The organism is Roseovarius dicentrarchi (assembly GCF_003316635.1).
Taxonomy (GTDB): Bacteria; Pseudomonadota; Alphaproteobacteria; order Rhodobacterales; family Rhodobacteraceae; genus Roseovarius; species Roseovarius dicentrarchi.
Map to the genome: position 1 here is coordinate 173254 of NZ_QNQP01000004.1, position 19175 is coordinate 192428.

General features: G+C 61.7%; 16 protein-coding genes, 2 tRNA genes and 1 other RNA gene. 4 read left to right on the top strand and 15 right to left on the bottom strand.

Features of this window, described 5'->3' with window-relative positions:
• Window positions 1-28: 28 nt before the first annotated feature.
• Window positions 29-868, bottom strand: coding sequence for an AAA family ATPase (locus tag DQ230_RS04435; RefSeq protein WP_113911293.1), 840 nt, complete (start codon window positions 866-868; stop codon window positions 29-31).
• A 141-nt stretch (window positions 869-1009) separates the two neighbouring features.
• Between DQ230_RS04435 and dksA the strand changes: the two genes are divergently transcribed.
• Together dksA and DQ230_RS04445 are read left to right on the top strand one after the other, a co-directional pair.
• A complete protein-coding gene (gene dksA / locus DQ230_RS04440; protein ID WP_113911294.1) occupies window positions 1010-1483 on the top strand; it encodes an RNA polymerase-binding protein DksA in 474 nt (157 codons plus the stop codon).
• A 72-nt stretch (window positions 1484-1555) separates the two neighbouring features.
• Complete coding sequence (locus DQ230_RS04445) at window positions 1556-2692, top strand: FAD-dependent monooxygenase (RefSeq protein WP_113911295.1); 1137 nt, start codon at window positions 1556-1558, stop codon at window positions 2690-2692.
• 3 nt (window positions 2693-2695) lie between these two features.
• Here the strand turns inward: DQ230_RS04445 and DQ230_RS04450 are convergent, their stop codons facing one another.
• The gene (locus DQ230_RS04450; protein WP_113911356.1) at window positions 2696-3109 is read right to left on the bottom strand and encodes a Fur family transcriptional regulator; all 414 of its coding nucleotides are present in this window, start codon (window positions 3107-3109) and stop codon (window positions 2696-2698) included.
• Between the two features lie 72 nt (window positions 3110-3181).
• Entirely contained in the window at window positions 3182-4474 is a 1293-nt protein-coding gene (locus tag DQ230_RS04455; RefSeq protein ID WP_113911296.1) for a cystathionine gamma-synthase family protein, read from the bottom strand.
• Between the two features lie 336 nt (window positions 4475-4810).
• Between DQ230_RS04455 and DQ230_RS04460 the strand changes: the two genes are divergently transcribed.
• On the top strand, window positions 4811-6115 hold the full coding sequence (locus DQ230_RS04460; protein ID WP_238987419.1) for a DEAD/DEAH box helicase: 1305 nt from the start codon (window positions 4811-4813) through the stop codon (window positions 6113-6115).
• Window positions 6116-6189: 74 nt separating this feature from the next.
• Here DQ230_RS04460 and DQ230_RS04465 read toward each other — a convergent pair whose 3' ends face one another.
• The 11 genes from DQ230_RS04465 to ssrA form a co-directional block, all read right to left on the bottom strand.
• Window positions 6190-7440: a cation:proton antiporter gene (locus DQ230_RS04465; RefSeq protein WP_113911297.1), complete on the bottom strand. Its 1251-nt coding sequence runs from the start codon at window positions 7438-7440 to the stop codon at window positions 6190-6192.
• A 65-nt stretch (window positions 7441-7505) separates the two neighbouring features.
• Complete coding sequence (locus DQ230_RS04470) at window positions 7506-8273, bottom strand: endonuclease/exonuclease/phosphatase family protein (RefSeq protein ID WP_113911298.1); 768 nt, start codon at window positions 8271-8273, stop codon at window positions 7506-7508.
• The gene (locus tag DQ230_RS04475) at window positions 8239-9660 is read right to left on the bottom strand and encodes a protein adenylyltransferase SelO (RefSeq protein WP_113911299.1); all 1422 of its coding nucleotides are present in this window, start codon (window positions 9658-9660) and stop codon (window positions 8239-8241) included. The genes DQ230_RS04470 and DQ230_RS04475 overlap by 35 nt, the downstream gene beginning before the upstream one ends.
• A gap of 186 nt (window positions 9661-9846) precedes the next feature.
• On the bottom strand, window positions 9847-13818 hold the full coding sequence (locus tag DQ230_RS04480; protein WP_113911300.1) for a DUF4214 domain-containing protein: 3972 nt from the start codon (window positions 13816-13818) through the stop codon (window positions 9847-9849).
• Between the two features lie 301 nt (window positions 13819-14119).
• Window positions 14120-14194, bottom strand: a tRNA-Gly gene (locus DQ230_RS04485).
• A 198-nt stretch (window positions 14195-14392) separates the two neighbouring features.
• On the bottom strand, window positions 14393-14839 hold the full coding sequence (locus tag DQ230_RS04490; protein ID WP_238987420.1) for a GNAT family N-acetyltransferase: 447 nt from the start codon (window positions 14837-14839) through the stop codon (window positions 14393-14395).
• Between the two features lie 81 nt (window positions 14840-14920).
• Window positions 14921-15157, bottom strand: coding sequence for a ribbon-helix-helix domain-containing protein (locus tag DQ230_RS04495; RefSeq protein ID WP_113911302.1), 237 nt, complete (start codon window positions 15155-15157; stop codon window positions 14921-14923).
• 7 nt (window positions 15158-15164) lie between these two features.
• Window positions 15165-15344 (bottom strand): DUF4169 family protein, encoded by a 180-nt coding sequence (locus DQ230_RS04500; RefSeq protein ID WP_113911303.1) that lies wholly within the window; start codon window positions 15342-15344, stop codon window positions 15165-15167.
• Window positions 15341-16744, bottom strand: a complete 1404-nt coding sequence (gene fumC / locus DQ230_RS04505) for a class II fumarate hydratase (RefSeq protein WP_113911304.1) — start codon at window positions 16742-16744, stop codon at window positions 15341-15343. Before fumC ends, DQ230_RS04500 begins: the two co-directional genes overlap by 4 nt.
• An 81-nt stretch (window positions 16745-16825) precedes the next feature.
• Window positions 16826-17272, bottom strand: coding sequence for an SspB family protein (locus DQ230_RS04510; RefSeq protein WP_113911305.1), 447 nt, complete (start codon window positions 17270-17272; stop codon window positions 16826-16828).
• A gap of 221 nt (window positions 17273-17493) precedes the next feature.
• Window positions 17494-17846: a transfer-messenger RNA gene (gene ssrA, locus DQ230_RS04515) on the bottom strand.
• Window positions 17847-18045: 199 nt separating this feature from the next.
• Here ssrA and DQ230_RS04520 point away from each other — a divergent pair.
• Window positions 18046-18135 (top strand) — tRNA-Ser (locus DQ230_RS04520).
• A gap of 329 nt (window positions 18136-18464) precedes the next feature.
• Here the strand turns inward: DQ230_RS04520 and DQ230_RS04525 are convergent.
• The gene (locus tag DQ230_RS04525) at window positions 18465-19100 is read right to left on the bottom strand and encodes a TetR/AcrR family transcriptional regulator (RefSeq protein WP_238987421.1); all 636 of its coding nucleotides are present in this window, start codon (window positions 19098-19100) and stop codon (window positions 18465-18467) included.
• Window positions 19101-19175 lie beyond the last annotated feature (75 nt).

The window sequence follows — 19175 nt, forward strand, 5'->3', positions numbered from 1 at the left end:
GGCATCGCTGCGTTGCCGCCCGCGCCGCCTAGCGCTCGCGCCGCGCCATGAAGGCCAGACGTTCGAACAGATGCACGTCCTGTTCGTTTTTCAGCAGCGCGCCATGCAGCCGGGGCAGGGCGTTTGCGCCGTCTTTTTTAAGGTCATCGGCGGTCAGATCCTCGGCCAGAAGCAGTTTCAGCCAGTCAAGCACCTCGGAGGTTGACGGCTTTTTCTTCAGGCCCTGCTGGCCGCGCAATTCGTAGAATTGTGTCAGCGCGGTGGTCAGAAGCGCGTCCTTGATGTTGGGGTGATGCACCTCGACGATGCGGCGCATCGTGTCCATGTCGGGAAACTGGATATAGTGAAAGAAACAGCGCCGCAGGAACGCATCCGGCAGTTCCTTTTCGTTGTTCGAGGTGATGATGACGATGGGGCGCTGGGCCGCGCGAATCGTCTCGCCCGTTTCGTAGACGTGAAATTCCATGCGGTCGAGTTCTTGCAGCAGATCGTTGGGAAACTCGATGTCGGCCTTGTCGATTTCGTCGATCAGCAGCACCACGCGTTCCTGCGCTGCGAAGGCCTGCCACAGCTTGCCGGGGCGGATGTAGTTGGCGATGTCATGCACGCGCGCATCGCCCAGCTGGCTGTCGCGCAGGCGCGACACCGCGTCATATTCATAGAGGCCCTGCTGCGCGCGCGTGGTGGATTTCACGTTCCACTCGATCATCGGCAGACCCAGCGCCGCGGCGACCTGCCGGGCCAGCTCGGTTTTGCCGGTGCCCGGCTCGCCCTTGACCAGAAGGGGGCGCTCCAGCGTGACCGCGGCGTTCACGGCGATGGTCAGATCGCGCGGGGCGACATAGCTGTCGGTGCCTTCAAATTTCATAGAAGTTTCAGTCCTTTTTCCGCCAAAGCTCATTCGGGAGTTAACGCATGATAATGCGCGCCGCCTGACACATCAATGCAGTGTAATTGGTTCGTGACAAAGCGGACCTATTGCAGTAAACGCTGCCGAAAGGGGAGCCAGATGACACAGCATCCTGACGCCTTGGACCTTGATGAAAAAGAGGATCAACGCTTGAAATCCGAAATTTTTCTGCCCGACGATTACCAGCCCGTCGAAGACGAACCCTTCATGAACGAGCGTCAGAAAGAATATTTCCGCCGCAAGTTGATTGACTGGCGCGAGGATCTTCTGGCCGGTAGCCGTGACACGATCGAGGCGCTTCAGGATGGCACGCGCGCCATTCCAGACGTCGCCGACCGCGCCAGCGAGGAAACCGACCGCTCGCTGGAACTGCGCACCCGTGACCGCCAGCGCAAGCTGGTGGCCAAGATTGATCAGGCGCTGCGCCGGATCGACGATGACGAGTTTGGCTATTGCCAGATGACGGGCGACCAGATCAGCCTGAAACGGCTGGACGCGCGCCCCATCGCCACCATGACGCTGGAGGCGCAGGAGCGTCACGAGCGCCGCGAGAAGGTGCACCGCGACGATTAAGCGCGCATCCATCTGCTGTAATACAGATCGCCGGGGCTATCGCTCCGGCGTTTTTCGTAGGATCAAGGGTGCATGGATATAAAGACGCTGAATATTGCCGTAATCGGGGCCGGAATCGGCGGGCTGGCGGCTGCGTGCGCCTTTGCGCTGCGCGGGGCGCGGGTCACGGTCCATGAACAGGCCGCCGCAATCACCGAGGTGGGCGCCGGCTTGCAGATCAGCCCGAACGGCTTTGCCGTGCTGCGCGGTCTGGGTCTGGGCGGCGCGGTTGAAAAGGTCGGCGGCCGGGCAGGGACGGTGGCCTTGCACGACTACCGCAAGGGGCCGGTGCTGCGGCTGGATCTGAAACGGCTGGACAGCCGCGATTACTGGTTTTTGCATCGGGCCGACCTGATCGATCTGCTGCATCGGGGCGTCAATGATACGGGCGTCACCATCGAGGTAAATACGAGGATTACCGATCCGGGCGCGCTGACCGCGGATCTGGTGATTGGGGCGGACGGGCTTCATTCGGTGCTGCGGCCGCGGCTGAACGGAACGCTGGCGCCGTTTTTCACCCGGCAGGTGGCGTGGCGCGCCCTCGTGCCGCATGACGGCACCCGCACGGATGAGGCGCGCGTTTACATGGCGCCGCGCCGCCATCTGGTCAGCTATCCGGTGCGCGGCGGCGAACTCTTGAATCTGGTCGCGGTCGAGGAACGCAGCGCCTGGGCCGAAGAAAGCTGGAGCGCTGAGGGCGATCCCGACGATCTGCGCGCGCGCTTTTCGGATTTTGGCGCGGCCGTTCAGGGCAAGCTGAAGCGCATCCGCAAAGTTGGTAAATGGGGTCTGTTCCGCCACCCGGTTGCGCCGGTCTGGGCCGACGGGCGCTATGCCCTGCTGGGCGATGCGGCACATCCGACGCTGCCCTTCATGGCGCAAGGCGCCTCACTGGCGCTGGAGGATGCTTGGGTGCTGGCCGCCGCCACCGCAGAGGCCCCGGATCTGGATGCCGCGCTGGCGGCCTATCAGGCCAGACGGATCGGCAGGGCGACGCGGGTGGTTGATGCGGCCAGCGGCAATGCCTGGAAATATCACATCAGTTCCAAGCCCTTGCGCTTTGCAGCTCATGCAGCTTTGCGGCTGGGCGGGGCTGTGGCGCCCGAGCGTATGATGCGCCAGTTCGACTGGATCTATGGCCATGACGTCACGGCGGGCGAAACGCTCTGACGTTTACTTTTTCTTCAGGGGCTTGCCGTAAAGCTCCATCTTGTGACCTTTCAGACGATAGCCCAAACGTGCCGCGATCTTTTCTTGCAGGCGTTCGATCTCGGGATCGAAAAACTCGATCACATCGCCGGTGTCGAGGTCGATCAGGTGATCGTGATGATCGCGCTGGGCATCCTCATAGCGGGCGCGGCCATCGCCAAAGTCGACCTTGTCGAGAATACCGGTTTCCTCGAACAGCTTGACCGTGCGATAGACTGTCGCGATCGAGATTTTGGGATCGCGCGCGGATGCGCGGGCGTACAATTCGTCCACATCCGGATGGTCGTCGGATTCCTCCAGAACCGCGGCAATGACCCGCCTTTGGCCTGTCATGCGCAATCCGCGCGCCTCGCAGCGGTCGGTGATGGTGTCGGGCATCGGTCTGTCCATGATGGCAATCGTCATGTGCTTAATGCGGGTGGCGGCGAAATTCCACCGCCGATGCGTAGCCTATCTGGCCGCCACGCGAAAGGCATGCTCCAGCGCGACGATCAGATCAGCGGAATGTTCCAGCCCGACGGACAGGCGGATCAGACCCTCGGTCACGCCCGCCAGCGCCCGCGCCTCGGGCGGCACGCCCGAATGGGTGGTCGACGCAGGATGACAAACCAGCGATTCCGTCCCGCCCAGGGACACGGCCAGTTTGAAAATGGGCAGCGCATTCAATATGCGAAAGGCCAGCGCGCGGTCATCTGCCACAACGAAGCTGAAGGTCGATCCCGGCCCGGTGCATTGCGCATCATGCACGGCGCGGGCGGCGCCGGTGCCATGCTCCGGGTGCAGAACGGTGCAGGGGATGATGTCATTTTCGGCCAGCCATTTGGCCACGTCGCGCCCGGAATTTGCCGCCCGCTCCATCCGCAGCCCCAGTGTTTCCATCGAGCGGGATATCATCCAGGCCGAATGCGGATCCAACTGAAACCCAAAGGCGGACCGCGTCGCGCGAACAGGCTTCAGCGCGGCCTTCGATCCGGTGATGCCGCCGGCCACCAGATCAGAGTGGCCACCGACATATTTGGTCAGCGAATAGACACAAATGTCGATGCCATGAGTCAGCGGTTTTTGAAACACCGGGCCAAGCATGGTGTTATCGCAGACGATTATCGGCGTATCCGCGCCTTGCGCCGCCGCCCAGTCATCGACCGCCCGGCGCACCATGGCAAGCTCGATCACCGCGTTTGTGGGGTTTGCAGGCGTTTCGATATAAACCATCCTTACCGGACCGCGTGCCGCCGCCTTCTTGAGCGCCTGGGTCAGATCATCGGGCGACAGCCCGTCGGTGAAGGGTGATGGGTGCAGGTCCCATTCGGCCAGCACCTTGGCGAACAGGGTTTCGGTGCCGCCATACAGCGGTGTGTAATGAACATAGGCGTCCCCCGGCCGCAAATAGCTGAGCGCGACGGCGCTGATCGCCGCCATGCCGGACGCTGTGACCAGCGCCGCCTCGGCACCGTCATAGAGGGCCAGGCGATCCTCGACGATTTCCACGTTGGGATTGTTGAACCGGCTGTAGACCAGACCGCCGGCGCCCATCCCCGCAGGCGCAGGGGCGCGCCCGGCCACCACATCGAAAAACTCGGCGCCCTGCTCGGCCGTCTCGAACGCAAAGGTCGAGGTCAGAAAAACCGGCGGCTTGACCGAACCTTCGCTCAGCGCGGGATCAAATCCATAGGCGGTCATTTGCGTCGATGCATCCAGCTTGTGATCGCCCAGATGTGTGCGCCGAAAATTGCGTTTCCTCATGGTAGCCTCCGGATGGGTCGCGTTGCGCCCACCTTAGCGCAGGAAAACGCAAATCACAGGGCTATCTGGGCGGCAAAGGTTGACTTGTCCGGGCAGAGCCGTCATATCGCCCTTAACCGACACTTCCTGCCGCGTGAGCAGCCGGACCGCCACTGCGCAGTCCATCGAATACCGAAGTGTTGTCTATTGATCCCAAAATCACGCGTGGGGCCAGCCGCCGGATCGGCGCGACGGGCAATCCAGCCTGTGCGTCAGGGCTTTGGCGGAACCACGAAACGGGCCCTGATGCGGCCCGCATGCGGCATGGGATCCTCCCGTGTCCGAAAGGATATAAATTTGAATATGTTTGAAGAAATGGGTCTGCCGTCGGTTCTCGTGCGCAAGCTGGGGAACATGGGCATTACCGAGCCGACACCGATCCAGAGCCATGCGATCCCGCACGCGCTGAATGGCCATGACGTGATGGGCCTGGCGCAGACCGGCACCGGCAAGACGGCGGCGTTCGGCCTGCCGCTGCTGGCGCAGATGATGGAAGTGGACGAGCGTCCGCTGCCCAAAACCGCAACCAGCCTGATCCTTGCGCCGACGCGCGAACTGGCCAACCAGATCCGCGATACGCTGCTGCCGCTGGTCATGGATACGCCGATGAAGATCAATGTCGTGGTTGGTGGATCGTCGATCGGCCCGCAAATCAAGCGACTTGAGAAGGGTACGCATATCCTGGTGGCGACACCGGGCCGTCTGCTGGACCTGATTGACCGCCGCGCGATCCGTCTGGATGCGACGCGGTTTCTGGTGCTGGACGAGGCGGACCAGATGCTGGACATGGGATTCATCCACGCCCTGCGCAAGATCGCGGCGCTGCTGGCCAAGGAGCGCCAGACAATGCTGTTTTCGGCAACGATGCCCAAACAGATGGAAGAGATCGCCAGCAGCTATCTGGTCAACCCCAAGCGGGTGCAGGTCAGCCCTCCGGGCAAGGCCGCCGACAAGGTCACGCAGGCGGTGCATTTCATCGCCAAGGCGGAAAAGCCGAACCTGCTGATCGAGCTTTTGGGCGATCACAAGGGCGAGTTGGCGCTGGTCTTTGGCCGCACCAAACACGGCTCGGACAAGCTGGCGCGCAAGCTGGAAAGCGCCGGCTTCAAGGTGGCCGCGATTCACGGCAACAAAAGCCAGGGCCAGCGCGAGCGGGCGCTGAAGGCGTTCCGTGACGGCCAGGTCAAGGTGCTTGTGGCAACGGATGTGGCCGCGCGCGGTCTGGATATTCCGGATGTGAAACACGTCTATAACTTCGATCTGCCGAATGTGCCGGAGAACTACATTCACCGCATCGGCCGGACGGCGCGGGCGGGCAAGGATGGCGCCGCCATCGCATTCTGCGCCCCTGACGAGATGGGAGAACTGAAGGACATCCAGAAGGTAATGGGCATTTCGATCCCTGTCGCCTCAGGCCGCGCTTGGGAAGAGCTGCCCGATCCCAAGGCGAAATCCGGCGGTGGCGGTGGTCGCGGCCGGGGCCGGGGCGGCGCAGGCCGATCCGGTGGCGGCCAAGGTGGGCCGGGTGGTGGCGGCGCACCGTCAAAGGCGCCGCGGCGCCGGCGCAGCGGTGGCGGTGGCCGGAGCAGCCAGGCGGCTTAGGACCGCTATTGCGTCACAATTCACGATGCTTTTAACCCCGTCGCCCAATCAGGCGGCGGGGTTTCATCTTTCGATCACAAAAGATCCGGCTGCTGGCTGACCCGGCGCGCCAGCGGCGCCACTGTCAGCCCCTGCACGATAATTGAAAATACAACGATCATATATGTGGCTGTCAGGATGACGGGGCTCCATTCACTGGCGGGCAGGCTGAGCGCCAGCGCGACCGAAATCCCGCCTTTCAGCCCGCCCCATGTCATGATCCGCACCACACCAGGATTGAAATTTCGGAACGGGCGCAGAATGGCCACCGGCACCGCAACCGCCGTCAGCCGCCCGATCAGTGCAATTGCGATCGATGCCGCGCCGACCATCAGATAATCTGCGCTGAAGGCGACTGCGAACACCTCGAACCCGATCATCAGGAAAAGAACGGCGTTCAGGATCTCGTCAATCAGCTTCCAGAAGGCATCGACATAGCGGCGCGTCTCATCGCTCATCCCGTGTTTGGCGCCCACATCGCCGATCAGAAGCCCGGCACAGACCGCCATGATCGGGGCCGATATATGCAGATACACGGCCAGCTCGTATCCGCCAAAGGCGAGCCCCAGCGTCAGCAAAACCTCCAGCGAATAATCGTCAATCAGACGCATGACGCGGAAGACCAGCCAGCCCAGCACCACGCCCAGCAAGGCGCCGCCGCCCGCCTCGCGCAGAAACAAAAGCCCCGCGTCCAGCACGCCGTTGTCGGAATGGGCCGCACCGCCGGGAAAGGCCAGCCCGACCAGCACGAGGAAGACGACATAGCCGACGCCGTCATTGAACAGCGATTCGCCCGCGATCTTGGTCTCCAGCGACTGGGGCAGGTTGGCTTGTCGCAGAACGCCCAGAACGGCAACCGGATCAGTGGGCGAGATCAGCGCGCCGAACACCAGCGCAATCATCAGCGGCATACCTGTCAGCCAGCTGAATGCACCGCCCACGACCAGCGTGCTGAGACCAACTCCGATTGTTGCCATCAACACCACCGGCAGCCACTGCGCGCGCAGGTCCGACAGTTTGACATGCAGCGCGCCGGCGAACAGCAGCAGGCCCAGCATCCCCTCCAGCAGCGCATCGGAGAAATCTATGCCGGTGACGATGTGCCGGGTCTGGTCCGCGATGCCAAGCGTCGGCATCAGCACATCCAGCCCCATCAGCGCCAGCGATGCCGCCAGCGCCACGACCATGATGCCGATGGAGGAGGGCAGTTTCAGAACGAGGTAGTTGATCGCGCCAAAGACACCCGCCAAGACAATCAGCAGGGATGTGATTTGCAAAAATGTCATGGCTGCCCCATTCTGCCGCGCGCAAGGGTGTAGCATTGGGCAAATATCACCCACATGGCAAGGATTTAGCGGCCCGCGGCCACAAAGTCGGCCCAGATCGGCAGATGGTCCGAGGCGATCCGCGCGGCGCCGGGCGCGGCGCCGCCACCCGTGGCTGCAACATGCAGGTCCGGGCTGTGCAGGATCCGGTCCAGCCGCGCGACAGGGCGCGGCGAAGGGTAGCTGAGCGGCGTGGACGCCAGTGTGAGGCCGGGCGATCCGCCGCTCATCGCGGTGCCAAAGGCGCCCCATTCGTTGAAGTCGCCCGCCAGCACGGCGGGGGCGTCGGGCAGTCGGTTCAGCTCTTCGCGGATATGGGCCAGCTGCGCCTGCCGGTAGCGGCGGATCAGGCCCAGATGCACGCCAATCGCGCGCAACGGGCCGATCGGGGTCATCAGATCGGCGCGGATCGCGCCGCGTGGCTCCAGCCCCGGCAGATCAATACGTGCGGTGTCCAGCAACTCAACATCGCCCCGCATCAGCATCGCATTGCCGTGCCAGCCCAGCGATACGCCGCCATCCGCGTCACTGCCAAAGGGGATCACCTGCCAGCCTGCGTCCCGCACCATATCCGCAGGCAATGCGGCAGGACGCGGCGCAAGGCGCTTGTCCGCCTCCTGCAAGATGACCAGATCGGCGTCCAGCCCGTCAATGATGGCCATGATGCGCTCGGGCCGGCGGCGCAAGTCCAGTCCGACGCATTTTTGCAGGTTGTATGTGGCGATCCGAAAGATGGCCTTGTCCTCGCTCGATGAATTTTCAGGTGCCGCAAAACGTGGCGCGGACCACCTCATGGGGTGCGGGTGGCTGGGTCAGATCGGCTGCATCCGGCTGATCCGTATAGGGGCGCGACAGCACGTCCAGCAATCGATGAAACGGGGTGAAATCGCCCGCGACGGCGGCGGCAATCATTTCCTCGATCCGGTGATTGCGCGGGATGATGGCCGGATTTGCCGCGTTCATACGCGCCCGCCAATCGCCCTCGCGGGTCAGCCGCGCCTGCCAGCGGGCATGCCACGCATCAAAACCGTCGATTTGTTCAAACGTATCGCTTGCATCGGTGCGGGCCAGCGCGCGGAACGTATTGGTGAAATCAACCTCTGCCGCCTGCATCAATCCCAGCAGATCGTCGATCAACGGGCGGTCCTCCTGCGATGGATCGGCCAGCCCGATCTTGGCGCCAAAGATGCGCAGCCATTCAGCCTCGATCAGGGCGGGCATGGCGTTGACGGCTTCGGTAAATTCGGCGATGGCGCGGTCCTGATTATCCATCAGCGGGATCAGCGCGCTGGCAAACTGCGCCATGTTCCACACGATGACGGCCGACTGATTGTCGTAGGCATAGCGCCCGTTGCGGTCGATCGAGCTGAAGACGGTTTGCGGGTGCCACACATCCAAAAAGGCGCAAGGACCGTAATCGATTGTCTCGCCCGACAAGGACGTGTTGTCGGTGTTCATCACGCCGTGGATAAACCCGATACCCAGCCACTGCGCCACCAGCGCGGCTTGCCGCCCGATGACCGCGCGCAGCAGATCGCCCGGCGTTTGCGCCTCGGGGTAATGGCGCGCACGGGTGTAATCGTAGATCTGGCGAAGTGCCGCAACGTCTTGGCGCGCTGCGAAAAACTGGAAGGTGCCAACACGCAAATGGCTGGCGGCAACGCGCGTCAGGACAGCGCCCGGCAGTTTGCCCTCCTGCCGGTGGACAGGATCGCCGGTGCTGGCCGCGGCGAGGGCGCGCGTGGTCGGAACACCCATCGCGTGCATCGCCTCGCTCAGCACATATTCGCGCAGAACCGGCCCCAGCCATGCGCGCCCGTCGCCATTGCGCGAAAACGGCGTCGGGCCTGATCCCTTGAGCTGAATATCGCGGCGCTGGCCGTGTGTATCGACAACCTCGCCCAAAAGAACCGCCCGGCCGTCGCCCAGCTGCGGCGAAAAGCCTCCGAACTGGTGCCCCGCATAGGCCTGAGCAATCGGTTGCGCGCCGTCCGGCACGGCGTTGCCGGCAAAGACCTGCGCCATCTGATCATCATCGCCCAGCGTGATGTTCAACTCGGCCGCAAGGGGGCGGTTGACCGCGATCAGTTGCGGGGCGCTGACCTTTACGGGCGCCTGGGCGGCAGAAAAACCGGTGCCAAGGCGCGCATAGGAATTATCGAATGGGAAAATCATGCTCATGTGCCAAATGTAAGCATGCCGCTCGGAATTGCCAATGCTGTGCGGGGCGCTCAAGACGCGTATCGGTGACTGGATCAAAATCCAGGCACCGATAGTATCAAACAGTCCGGGGGGCGTGTCGGAAACCGCAAGTCGCTCAGAAAAAAAGCGGGCGCTTTTTTTGCGGAAGATGGTTAACGGCGGACCTCACACCAAAATCATGTCATCCGTGATCTGCGCCAGCAGCGTATTCTCAAACGTGATCTGCACGCCTTGATCGTCAAAGACGACGCTGTTGCCGGCCTGGCTCATCTCGGCGCGGGCCTGACCTGCGTCGCTGTAGCCAAAGTTCTGCAGCTCGATGAAATCCCACGCTTCCAGATCGCGCACCACGGTTGCGCCGTCGTCCAGGGCATTGAAGATGAAGATGTCCGCGAACTGCCCGCCTGCGACCACGTTGTTGCCTGCGCCCGGCGTGATGTCATCCTGAATGCCCTGCGCGCGCATCCAGTCCTTCAGCGGGCCTCGGGTTTCGGTATTGAATTGCGGGCTCTCGGAGAAGCCCAGCAGCACCTCGGCCCGGCTTTTGCCTGCCGCCAGCTCGCCGGTCCAGCGGGCCAGGCCGTTGGCATCGGGCGTGCTGTCCAGCACGTTGTCATAGAGCAGCGTGACAAACTCGCTGTCGCTCAGATTCTTGTAGGTGTTCTGGAATTGCGGCGACCCGACAAAGCCCTCGGCCACCTCCAGCAGCGTCTTCTCGCCGCGGGCCAGGCGCCCGGCCCAGTTGGTCTGGCCCATCACATCGGGCGCATTGTCGAACGACGCCTGATAGAGCCGGAACACCTCGTCGCTCCAGGTGGTGGACAGGCTGCGCGCGGCAAACCCGTTGGCGGCGGCGGTGGTTTCGGCAACGAATTGCGGGCTTTCGGCAAAGCCGACCACCACCTGCGCGCGGCTGACACCATTTGCCAGATCGCCGGTCCAGCGGGCCAGGCCCTGCGCATCGGGCGTGCTGTCCAGCACGTTGTCATAGAGCAGCGTGACAAATTCGCTGTCGCTCAGATCCTTGTAGGTGTTCTGGAATTCGGGCGAGCCGACAAAGCCCTGGGTGACTTCCATCAACGTCTTCTCGCCGCTGGCGATCCGCCCTGACCAGGCCGCATGACCGGCCACATCGGGCATCCGGCCCAGCGTCGCCTGATACAGCCGGTAGACCTGATTGGCCACGCCCGCACCGTAATACACCGCCGCCGCGCCATCGCCAAAGATCCAGTCGTTGCCGCCCCGGCCATATATCACGTCGCTGCTACCCCCGCCGACCACCGTGTCATTGCCTGCCAGACCGTCAATTCGCTCCGGATTCGCAGTGCCGACCAGAAAATCCGCCTGCGGAGTGCCTGTAAGATCGCTACGTCCCTTGATCGCGGTGGTCTTGGCTGACGTTACTGTTTCGACCGTGCCGCGCGCGTCTGTGTAGGACGCTTTTACAGAAATTCGCGCGCCGACGTCGCTGCTCGAAGGCATGTATGACGCAGCGGTCGCCCCGGTGATTTCAGTCCCGTCGCGCAGCCACTGGTAGCTGAGCGGCCCCATGCCATCTGCATCCGCAAGCGTCGATGCTACACCCAATCTGGCGCCTTCGTCCGTGAATCCCATGATTTTCAGGCTGCCGGTGGGCGCATCGTTGTGATCCTCGACGGCAAACGCAACTTCGGCATAGGTCATGGTTTTATCGGCGAATTGAAACAGCTCGACATCATCATGGACAATATCGGTGCCGTCTGTGGTGGTGATTTCGATCCGGCCATCCAAATCGCGGCCCTTGATGGCCGTGCTGGATGCGCCGAACGCTGCGGTGTCACGGCCCGCGCCGCCGTGCAGCACATCGTTGTCCGCGCCGCCGATCAACAGGTCATCGCCGCCTTCTCCCCTGAGGGTGTCATCGCCGGCCCCGCCACGCAGGGTGTCGTTACCGTAATCGCCGATCAGCAGATCAGCGCCGTCGGTGCCGATGAATTCACGGTTACGGATCTCCAGAATTTCGGCAAGCGTCAGGACTTCGACCGGAGTGCCGTGCGGCCGGAATTCAAATTCCTCGATGTTGCGGACCAGATTGCTTTCGGTGTGGTAGTAACTGCTGTAGGTAATGGTCAGCGCATCGTCAGGACCGGTCACGACAACCGACGCGGGGCTGAAGCCGGAGATTACCGCCCTGTCATTGCCGTTGCCGCCGTCCAGCGTGTCGTTGTTGTATCCACCTTGCAGGACGTCATCGCCGTCGCCGCCGTTCAGGATATCGTTGCCCCTGTTGCCAATCAAGATATCATCACCGTCGCCCCCCTCCAGCAGATCGTCGTCGTAGCCGCCATCAAGGGTGTCGTTGCCTGCTTCGCCGTAAAGGGTGTCATCTCCGCCGGCGCCGCTAAGCCTGTCATTGCCGTAATCGCCGCGCATGAGGTCGGCCTCGTTTGTGCCGTACAAAACCATGTTTCGAAGCGGAAGCATCTCGGCAAAGCTGCGCGTGTCGGTAAAGTTGGCGTCCTTGAATTCAAAATTCTCGAAGCCCTGAACGATATTGCTGTTGCCGTCATATGAGATAATCAGCGCATCTTCCGGCCCCCTGACGGTCACATCGGCAATACGGGCGCCGAAGACGGCGGTATCGCTCCCCGCGCCGCCGATCATCGTATCGTTCCCAGGACCTTCGATGACGACATCGTCGCCGTCGCCTCCGTCCATCATGTCGCAGCCTGCGCCTGCAACCAATGTATCGTTGCCCTGGCCGGCGATCATCGTGTCATCGCCATTTTCGCCATCCAGGTAATCGGCCGCGTCGCTGCCCAGCAGCATGTCATCGCCATCGCGTCCGAAAATGGCGGTGCCGCCATCGGCCGCGGCCAGATGGTCGTCGCCCGCCGTGCCCAGCAGATCCGGCAGGTAAAGCTGCACCAGCACGTCGTCGACAATCTCGTTCGAAAACGCACGCCCTTCGATCAGGGCCATGACATTGCCGTTGCCAAGTCTGACGAAATCAGGCGATTTATGATAAAAATTGATTTCACTGTCGGGGGCGCTGCGTGACGTGATGACAAACATATCGCCCACCGCGTTGTTGTTGTCATCGAACCGCTGGCCGTATGTGCTGTATCCGACGGACCCGCCGGAGACGTATCTGGCCGAGATCAGAAAACCGCCATCTTCCATCGCGAAGACATTTGTATCCCGATACTGATAATCCAGCGCTTGATCGGTGGTGACCGGATTGCCGTCCGCGTCGAACCGGCGCCACTGCGATGCGCCGCCGCTGCGCCATGTCACAACATAGCCGCCATCGGGCAGGGCGGCCACGGCGGCGTTGTCCTTCCAGCCGCTCACGTCCTCGTTGATCATAAAGCTGGGCGTCTGCGCCGTGCCGGTCTGATCGTAGATGCGGCCCAGGATCGAGGTGTGTTCACTGGTATTTCCGGGCGCGTCCTTGCCGCCGCGAGTGATGACGATGTAGTTCCCATCCGCAAGCGCGGCGGAATCGTAGATGACATTCGCGTAATCCCACGAATATGATCCGGTTCCGACCCAGGGCGTGACCTGGCTGGGTGATCCGTTGGCCGCAGCGTTGGCGGTAAAGGTCTGCGAATAGATCGTAGCGGCTCCGACATATTGCGCCAGAATGCCACTGTAATACGCGCCCCATGTCAGGGAAAATCCCCCTGTATCCAGCGCGGTGATCGTGTAGGTGCCGCTGCCGGCGGAAACGTCGATGTCCCGGCCTTCGGGGTAGCGGTTTGGCAGGTCGATCATGGTTTCGCCGCGTGCGGTGCCGTCCGCGTCGTAGCTGCGCACGCGCATGTTATAGGTGTCATGATCGCGCCATGCCACAGCGTACCCGCCATCGGCCAGCCCATCCACAACGGCTTGGTGGCTTCCGCCATCACTGCTGCGCACGGCTTCTTTCGTTTCGATCACGACATGCGCACCCATGGGCGCGCCGTCTGCATCATAACGCTGTGCCCGTATTTCATAGTTGAACGCATAGACATCAGGATCGGGCCGCCAGGATTGCGTGTAGACAACGACCGCGCCGCCGTCAGACAGCGACGTTATGTTCGATCGGTACTGCGCGTCGAGGCGATCGGCGCTGATCAGGGAAACATCAGAAAATGGAACAAGATTATAAGTCATGCTGTACTCTCTCCGCTTGGGTCAAAATCGGCTGCCCTAAGTCGCGGCGCGTCTGAGCGAGACCGTGACAGTCACGAAGATTTTATTTGCGCCAAGGCAAGCCTGACTTTGACGCAGGTTAAATTCACAAAGAAGAATGCGTCTGCGCGTGATTTTCGATCATCGCACTGGGGTGATGCCCGCATCGGGTATGCGCTGCGCTGCAAGGGGCGGTTTCACCACCCGGATAGATCAGCCCCGCCAAAGCAAAAGACCGCCCGAAGGCGGCCTTTGATATCCTGCTGGGGTTGCAGGGCTTTACTGGAGCGGGCGAGGCGATTCGAACGCCCGACCCTAACCTTGGCAAGGTTATGCTCTACCCCTGAGCTACGCCCGCACCGATGGTGCTGATGTGCAATTTTCGCGCGCTGGCTACAAGGGCAAATTTCAGGTTTTCCGCAGAAACTTCGGGTTGATCGCTTTTGCTCCGGACCGAAGCTCAAAGCGTTCCGCGCGAAACCCTACAAGGTGCGCCGCGTCCCGCATTTACCCTGTCTCAGGTATGGGGCGGGATGCTTCGATAGCTTTGCACTGCCTACAGTTTGCGCGACATCACAATGATATCTTCGCGCGCTGTGAAATGCATACGCTCGTAAAATGCGCGGGGGCGGGCATCGTCGCGCGCTGTTTCCAGATGCAGAACGCGCAGGCCGGCACCGGCCAGGGCGCGGGGCAGGGTCGACAGGATGTCCGATGCGATGCCGCGCCCGCGCACGCCGGGGCGAATGTAGATTTCCGCCAGCTTGCCCTCCAGTCCGCCAAATTGCAGTGACCAACCAAAGCTGATGACCGCGTAACCGATGGGCGCGCGCACCGGCCCGGCCATATAGATCGCGCCATGCGGCGATCCGTCCAGCAGGGGGGCCACAGCGGCGCGAAGCGCGTCATCGTCCTGCATCACGCCGGCCTCACTGTGGAAGGCGGCGATCAGCGGCAGGATCGTATCAAGGTCGCCGGGCTTGGCGAGGGTCAGGGCGGTCACGAGGGGCAGGAGCCTTTCATTCGGGGGCGTCGCAGTACCGCAAACATGGCCCCGCGCGGCGGGCTTGTCCATGCAGGCAGGCTAGGGCGATGTTTTTTCTGCCGCTGTGCGGTAGTGGCGCAGCACGTGCAGGCGAATGGCCGAGGCAAGGCCCAGATCCGTGGGGCGCGCCGCGTCTATCTGCGCGGCCAGTGCGTTGATCGGCATGCCGCTGCTGTCCGCGATGGCGCGGAATGCCTGCCAGAATTCCGGCTCCAGCGACACCGACGTGCGATGCCCGCGCAAGGTAAGCGAGTGTTTGGCCGGGCGGTTTGTCACGCGGGACTCACGGTTCGCGCTTATGACTGTCGACAGCCTTTGCGGCCTTGTCTGAGCGGGCTTTCTCCAGCTGTTTCTGCGCCTTGGTCCGCCCGAAACGGACGGCGTTTTCGTCCGACAGCTTTTTCGCGTCATCCCGCGCGCGCTGTTTGCGCGCGCGGTTCAGATTGATCGGGGCGTCCGTCACTTGGGCCCGACCATGTTTTCGGGGCGCACGACGCGGTCAAATGTTTCGGCATCCACAAAGCCGAGCGCAATCGCCTCTTCTTTCAGTGTCGTACCGTTTTTATGCGCGGTTTTGGCAACCTTGGTCGCGTTATCATAGCCGATTTCGGGCGCCAGTGCAGTGACCAGCATCAGCGATTCGCGCATCAGCTTGTCAATGCGCGTCTCGTCCGCCTCCAGCCCGTCAACCAGATTATCGGTGAAGGCGCTGGCCGCGTCGCCCAAAAGCTGCATGGATTGCAGCACGTTATAGGCCATCATCGGCTTGTAGACGTTCAGTTCGAAATGGCCTTGGCTACCTGCGAAACCGACGGCGGCATCATTGCCCATGACATGGGCGCAGACCTGCGTCAGCGCCTCGCATTGCGTCGGGTTGACCTTGCCCGGCATGATGCTGCTGCCCGGCTCATTCTCCGGCAGGATCAGCTCGCCCAGACCGCAGCGCGGGCCGCTGCCCAGAAACCGGATGTCGTTGGCGATCTTGAAGAGGCTGCCGGCAACAACGCGCAGCGCGCCCGAGATTTCGACCATCGCGTCATGGGCGGCCAGCGCCTCAAACTTGTTGGGAGCGGTGACGAAGGGCAGCCCGGTGATTTCGGCCATGTTGGCAGCGACCATTTCGTCCCAGCCGCGTGTGGTGTTCAGGCCGGTGCCGACGGCGGTGCCGCCCTGTGCCAGCTCGTAAATGCGGCCCAGCGCGTCCTTGATCCGCTCGATTCCCATGGCGACCTGATGCGTGTAGCCGGAAAATTCCTGCCCCAGCGTCAGCGGGGTGGCGTCCTGCGTGTGGGTGCGGCCGATTTTAATGATGTGGTCCCATTCCTGGGATTTCTTCTCCAGCGCGTCATGAAGTTTCTCAAGGCCGGGCAGGGTGACGCCATGGGCAGACATGGCGGCCGCCAGATGCATGGCGGTGGGGAAGGTGTCGTTCGAGGATTGGCCCATGTTGACGTGATCGTTGGGATGCACCGGATCTTTCGATCCGATCTCGCCGCCCATGATTTCGATCGCGCGGTTGGCGATGACCTCGTTCGCGTTCATGTTGGACTGCGTACCCGATCCGGTCTGCCAGACCACCAGCGGGAAATTGTCATCCAGCTGGCCGGTGATCACCTCGGTCGCGGCCTCGATGATCGCATCGGCGCGGGCCTGATCCAGCTTGCCCAGCTCCAGATTGGCCTGCGCGCAGGCTTTCTTGATCACGCCGAGGGCGCGGACGATGGCGATGGGCTGGCGTTCCCAGCCGATAGGGAAATTGTGAATGCTGCGCTGGGTCTGGGCGCCCCAATACTTGTCCGATGGCACCTCCAGCGGGCCAAAGCTGTCGGTTTCTGTGCGGGTTGTGACTTCTGTCCGGCTCATGCGGGGGCTCCTCAGGTCAGGTTTGCCCTCTGTCTTACCGTTTGGTGCAGGAATTTCAATGTGCGGTGCGCGCCGCCGGGCCTATGGCTTGCGAAAACTGTCGAGGCTGACGATATCGGCGGCGGGCTGCAGATCATCCACGTCGTCGTCATCTGCTTCATCCTCGTCCTCGACCTCCTGCTTTTCAAAGCGCAGGCCGAATTCGACGGATGGATCGACAAAGGTACGCATCGCATCATACGGCACAAAAAGCGTCTCGGGCGCGTCGCCAAAATTGAGCGTGATGCCGAACCCCTGATCGGTGACGTCCAGATTGTCGTACCAGTGCTGCAAGACAACGGTCATCTCATTCGGATAACGCTGTTTCAGCCAATCGGCCAGCTCGGCCTCGGGGTGATTGGTGTCGAACGTGATGAAAAAGTGGTGCGCGCCGGGCAGCCCGTTTTCCTGAACGCCCTCCAACACTTCCTGAATCAGGCCGCGCATGGCCCTGTGCATCAGATTGCCGTAGTCGATTGTGCCAGACATCCCGCGCCCTCATTTTCCACGCCCTCACAATAGGGGATTCGGAGGAAAGTAAAAGACCCTGCGGCGCAGCATCGGCGCGCCCGTGAAAGCCACCGGCTCACCGCATTGCGTCCGGCCGCCGCGATCGCCGCTGCTGGTGTGAGCGCTGCAGATGTCGTCCCCCCAAAGCGCCGTGATGCGCTTCGCAAGGCATGTAGATGCGTGTTTTATGAGGAGATTAAAGTGCAGGCTTCTGTTGCCAGGTGCCTGCGGACCCCGCCTTACGCGGCTAGGCGCAAGGACTTAAGTTTCAGTCTCTCCGACCGCTTACGCGGCCATCGCTACTGGAGCACGATTGTCATTTGCAATTGTACTTTTCGGGCCGATACGGTGGCACCCCGCCGAGACAAAGCAAAACCCCTTTAGACGTTCGTCGATCCTGTTTCGACCCCGATCCGCCCCCAAATGAAGGGTGATTGGTGGAGTCGCCGGGTACCGCCCCCGGGTCCGATCCGCTTATTACGAGCGCGTTTATGTCCATAGTCCCCGAGGGGACAAGTGGAACATAGGGCGCTTTGAACTGCGATTAAAGGGGTGTGTAGGGGCGAAGCACGATTTATTTTAGCCCACCGGCCCCGCTGTCATATTGGGGTTGAGATTTACCAGGTCAAAAAGCCACTCATCCGCCAGACGTGGCGGTCGATGCTACGAGGGCAAATTTAAGACAAGATTTCGTATAATCAACCTTGTCCCTGCCGCCAATTCGATCTAAACGGCCCCCACCAGACCCCCGCGGAGAGGTGCCGGAGTGGTCGAACGGGGCGGTCTCGAAAACCGTTGAGGGTGCAAGCCTTCCCAGGGTTCGAATCCCTGTCTCTCCGCCACTTGTCCTTGATTTCAGTGATAAATTTGGCAGGTAGCGAAACCTACCAATCAAATTACTGCAAGTTTGACGGCGTTGAATTCGGTGTCAGGTTGGCGATACGTGCAGCGGGCCAGTAGTAGCCCACTTTGTAAACGACACGTCGTTTAGACACGATAATCAACAGGTCTTCGGCCTTGAACGGCCCTTCTGAGGTCAGTTCTTTGAACCGCTTTGAATACTTCCAGAACCTGCCGCTGTAGTTTTCTTCGCCCCAATCGGAAAACCACGTCGAGTCTTCGACGTGGGTTGGGTGCCCTGTCAAGCGACCTAACCGCGACAGATCCCCACTCAGAAATGCTTGGGGAAGAAGCTTTTGGCGACGTAGAGACAGGTGCGTTCGGCGTCATCACGGTCGAAATCGTCCGTGTGCAGGTGGAAATCGGTCCATATCCCTTCGAGAAGTGCGACAAAGCTGTTGGCGGCCAGGATCGCGTCCGCGCCCTCGTACACGCCTTCGCGGATCAGGGTCTGGCAAATCTCGATGATCGTGCGGCGGAAGCCGGCATCGCGGGATGCGATGAATTGATGGTATTCGGGGTTCGAGCTAACCTCTGAACGGAACGCGAACCAGATGGCGACATCGCGCGCGTTCAGGACCGCCGGTGACAGATCGGCCTGAAAGATGCGCCGCAACCTGTCTGCGGCGGGCAAATCGGCGGATGTCGCCGCGCGCTCCCAATGGGCGCGGTAATGTCTGGACAGATCCGCGGCAACGGCAAGCAGCAGGTTCTCCTTGGTCTGGAAATGCAGATTGATCAATCCGCGCGACAGCCCCGATTCCTGCTGGATCGCGGCAATCGTGGCGCCGCGAATACCTGATTTGAAAATCACGTTTGCTGCCGAATCGAGCAGGTGGCGCCGATTCCGCGATTTCGCCGCCTCCCGCGCTGTTTTGGGCGCCGGTTTGTTTTCATCCTGGGTCAAGGGGCCTGCCATCCTGCTGTATTTTCCGGGTTTTCCACGCAGGCACAATATCGTGCAACAGAGCCATTGACAATG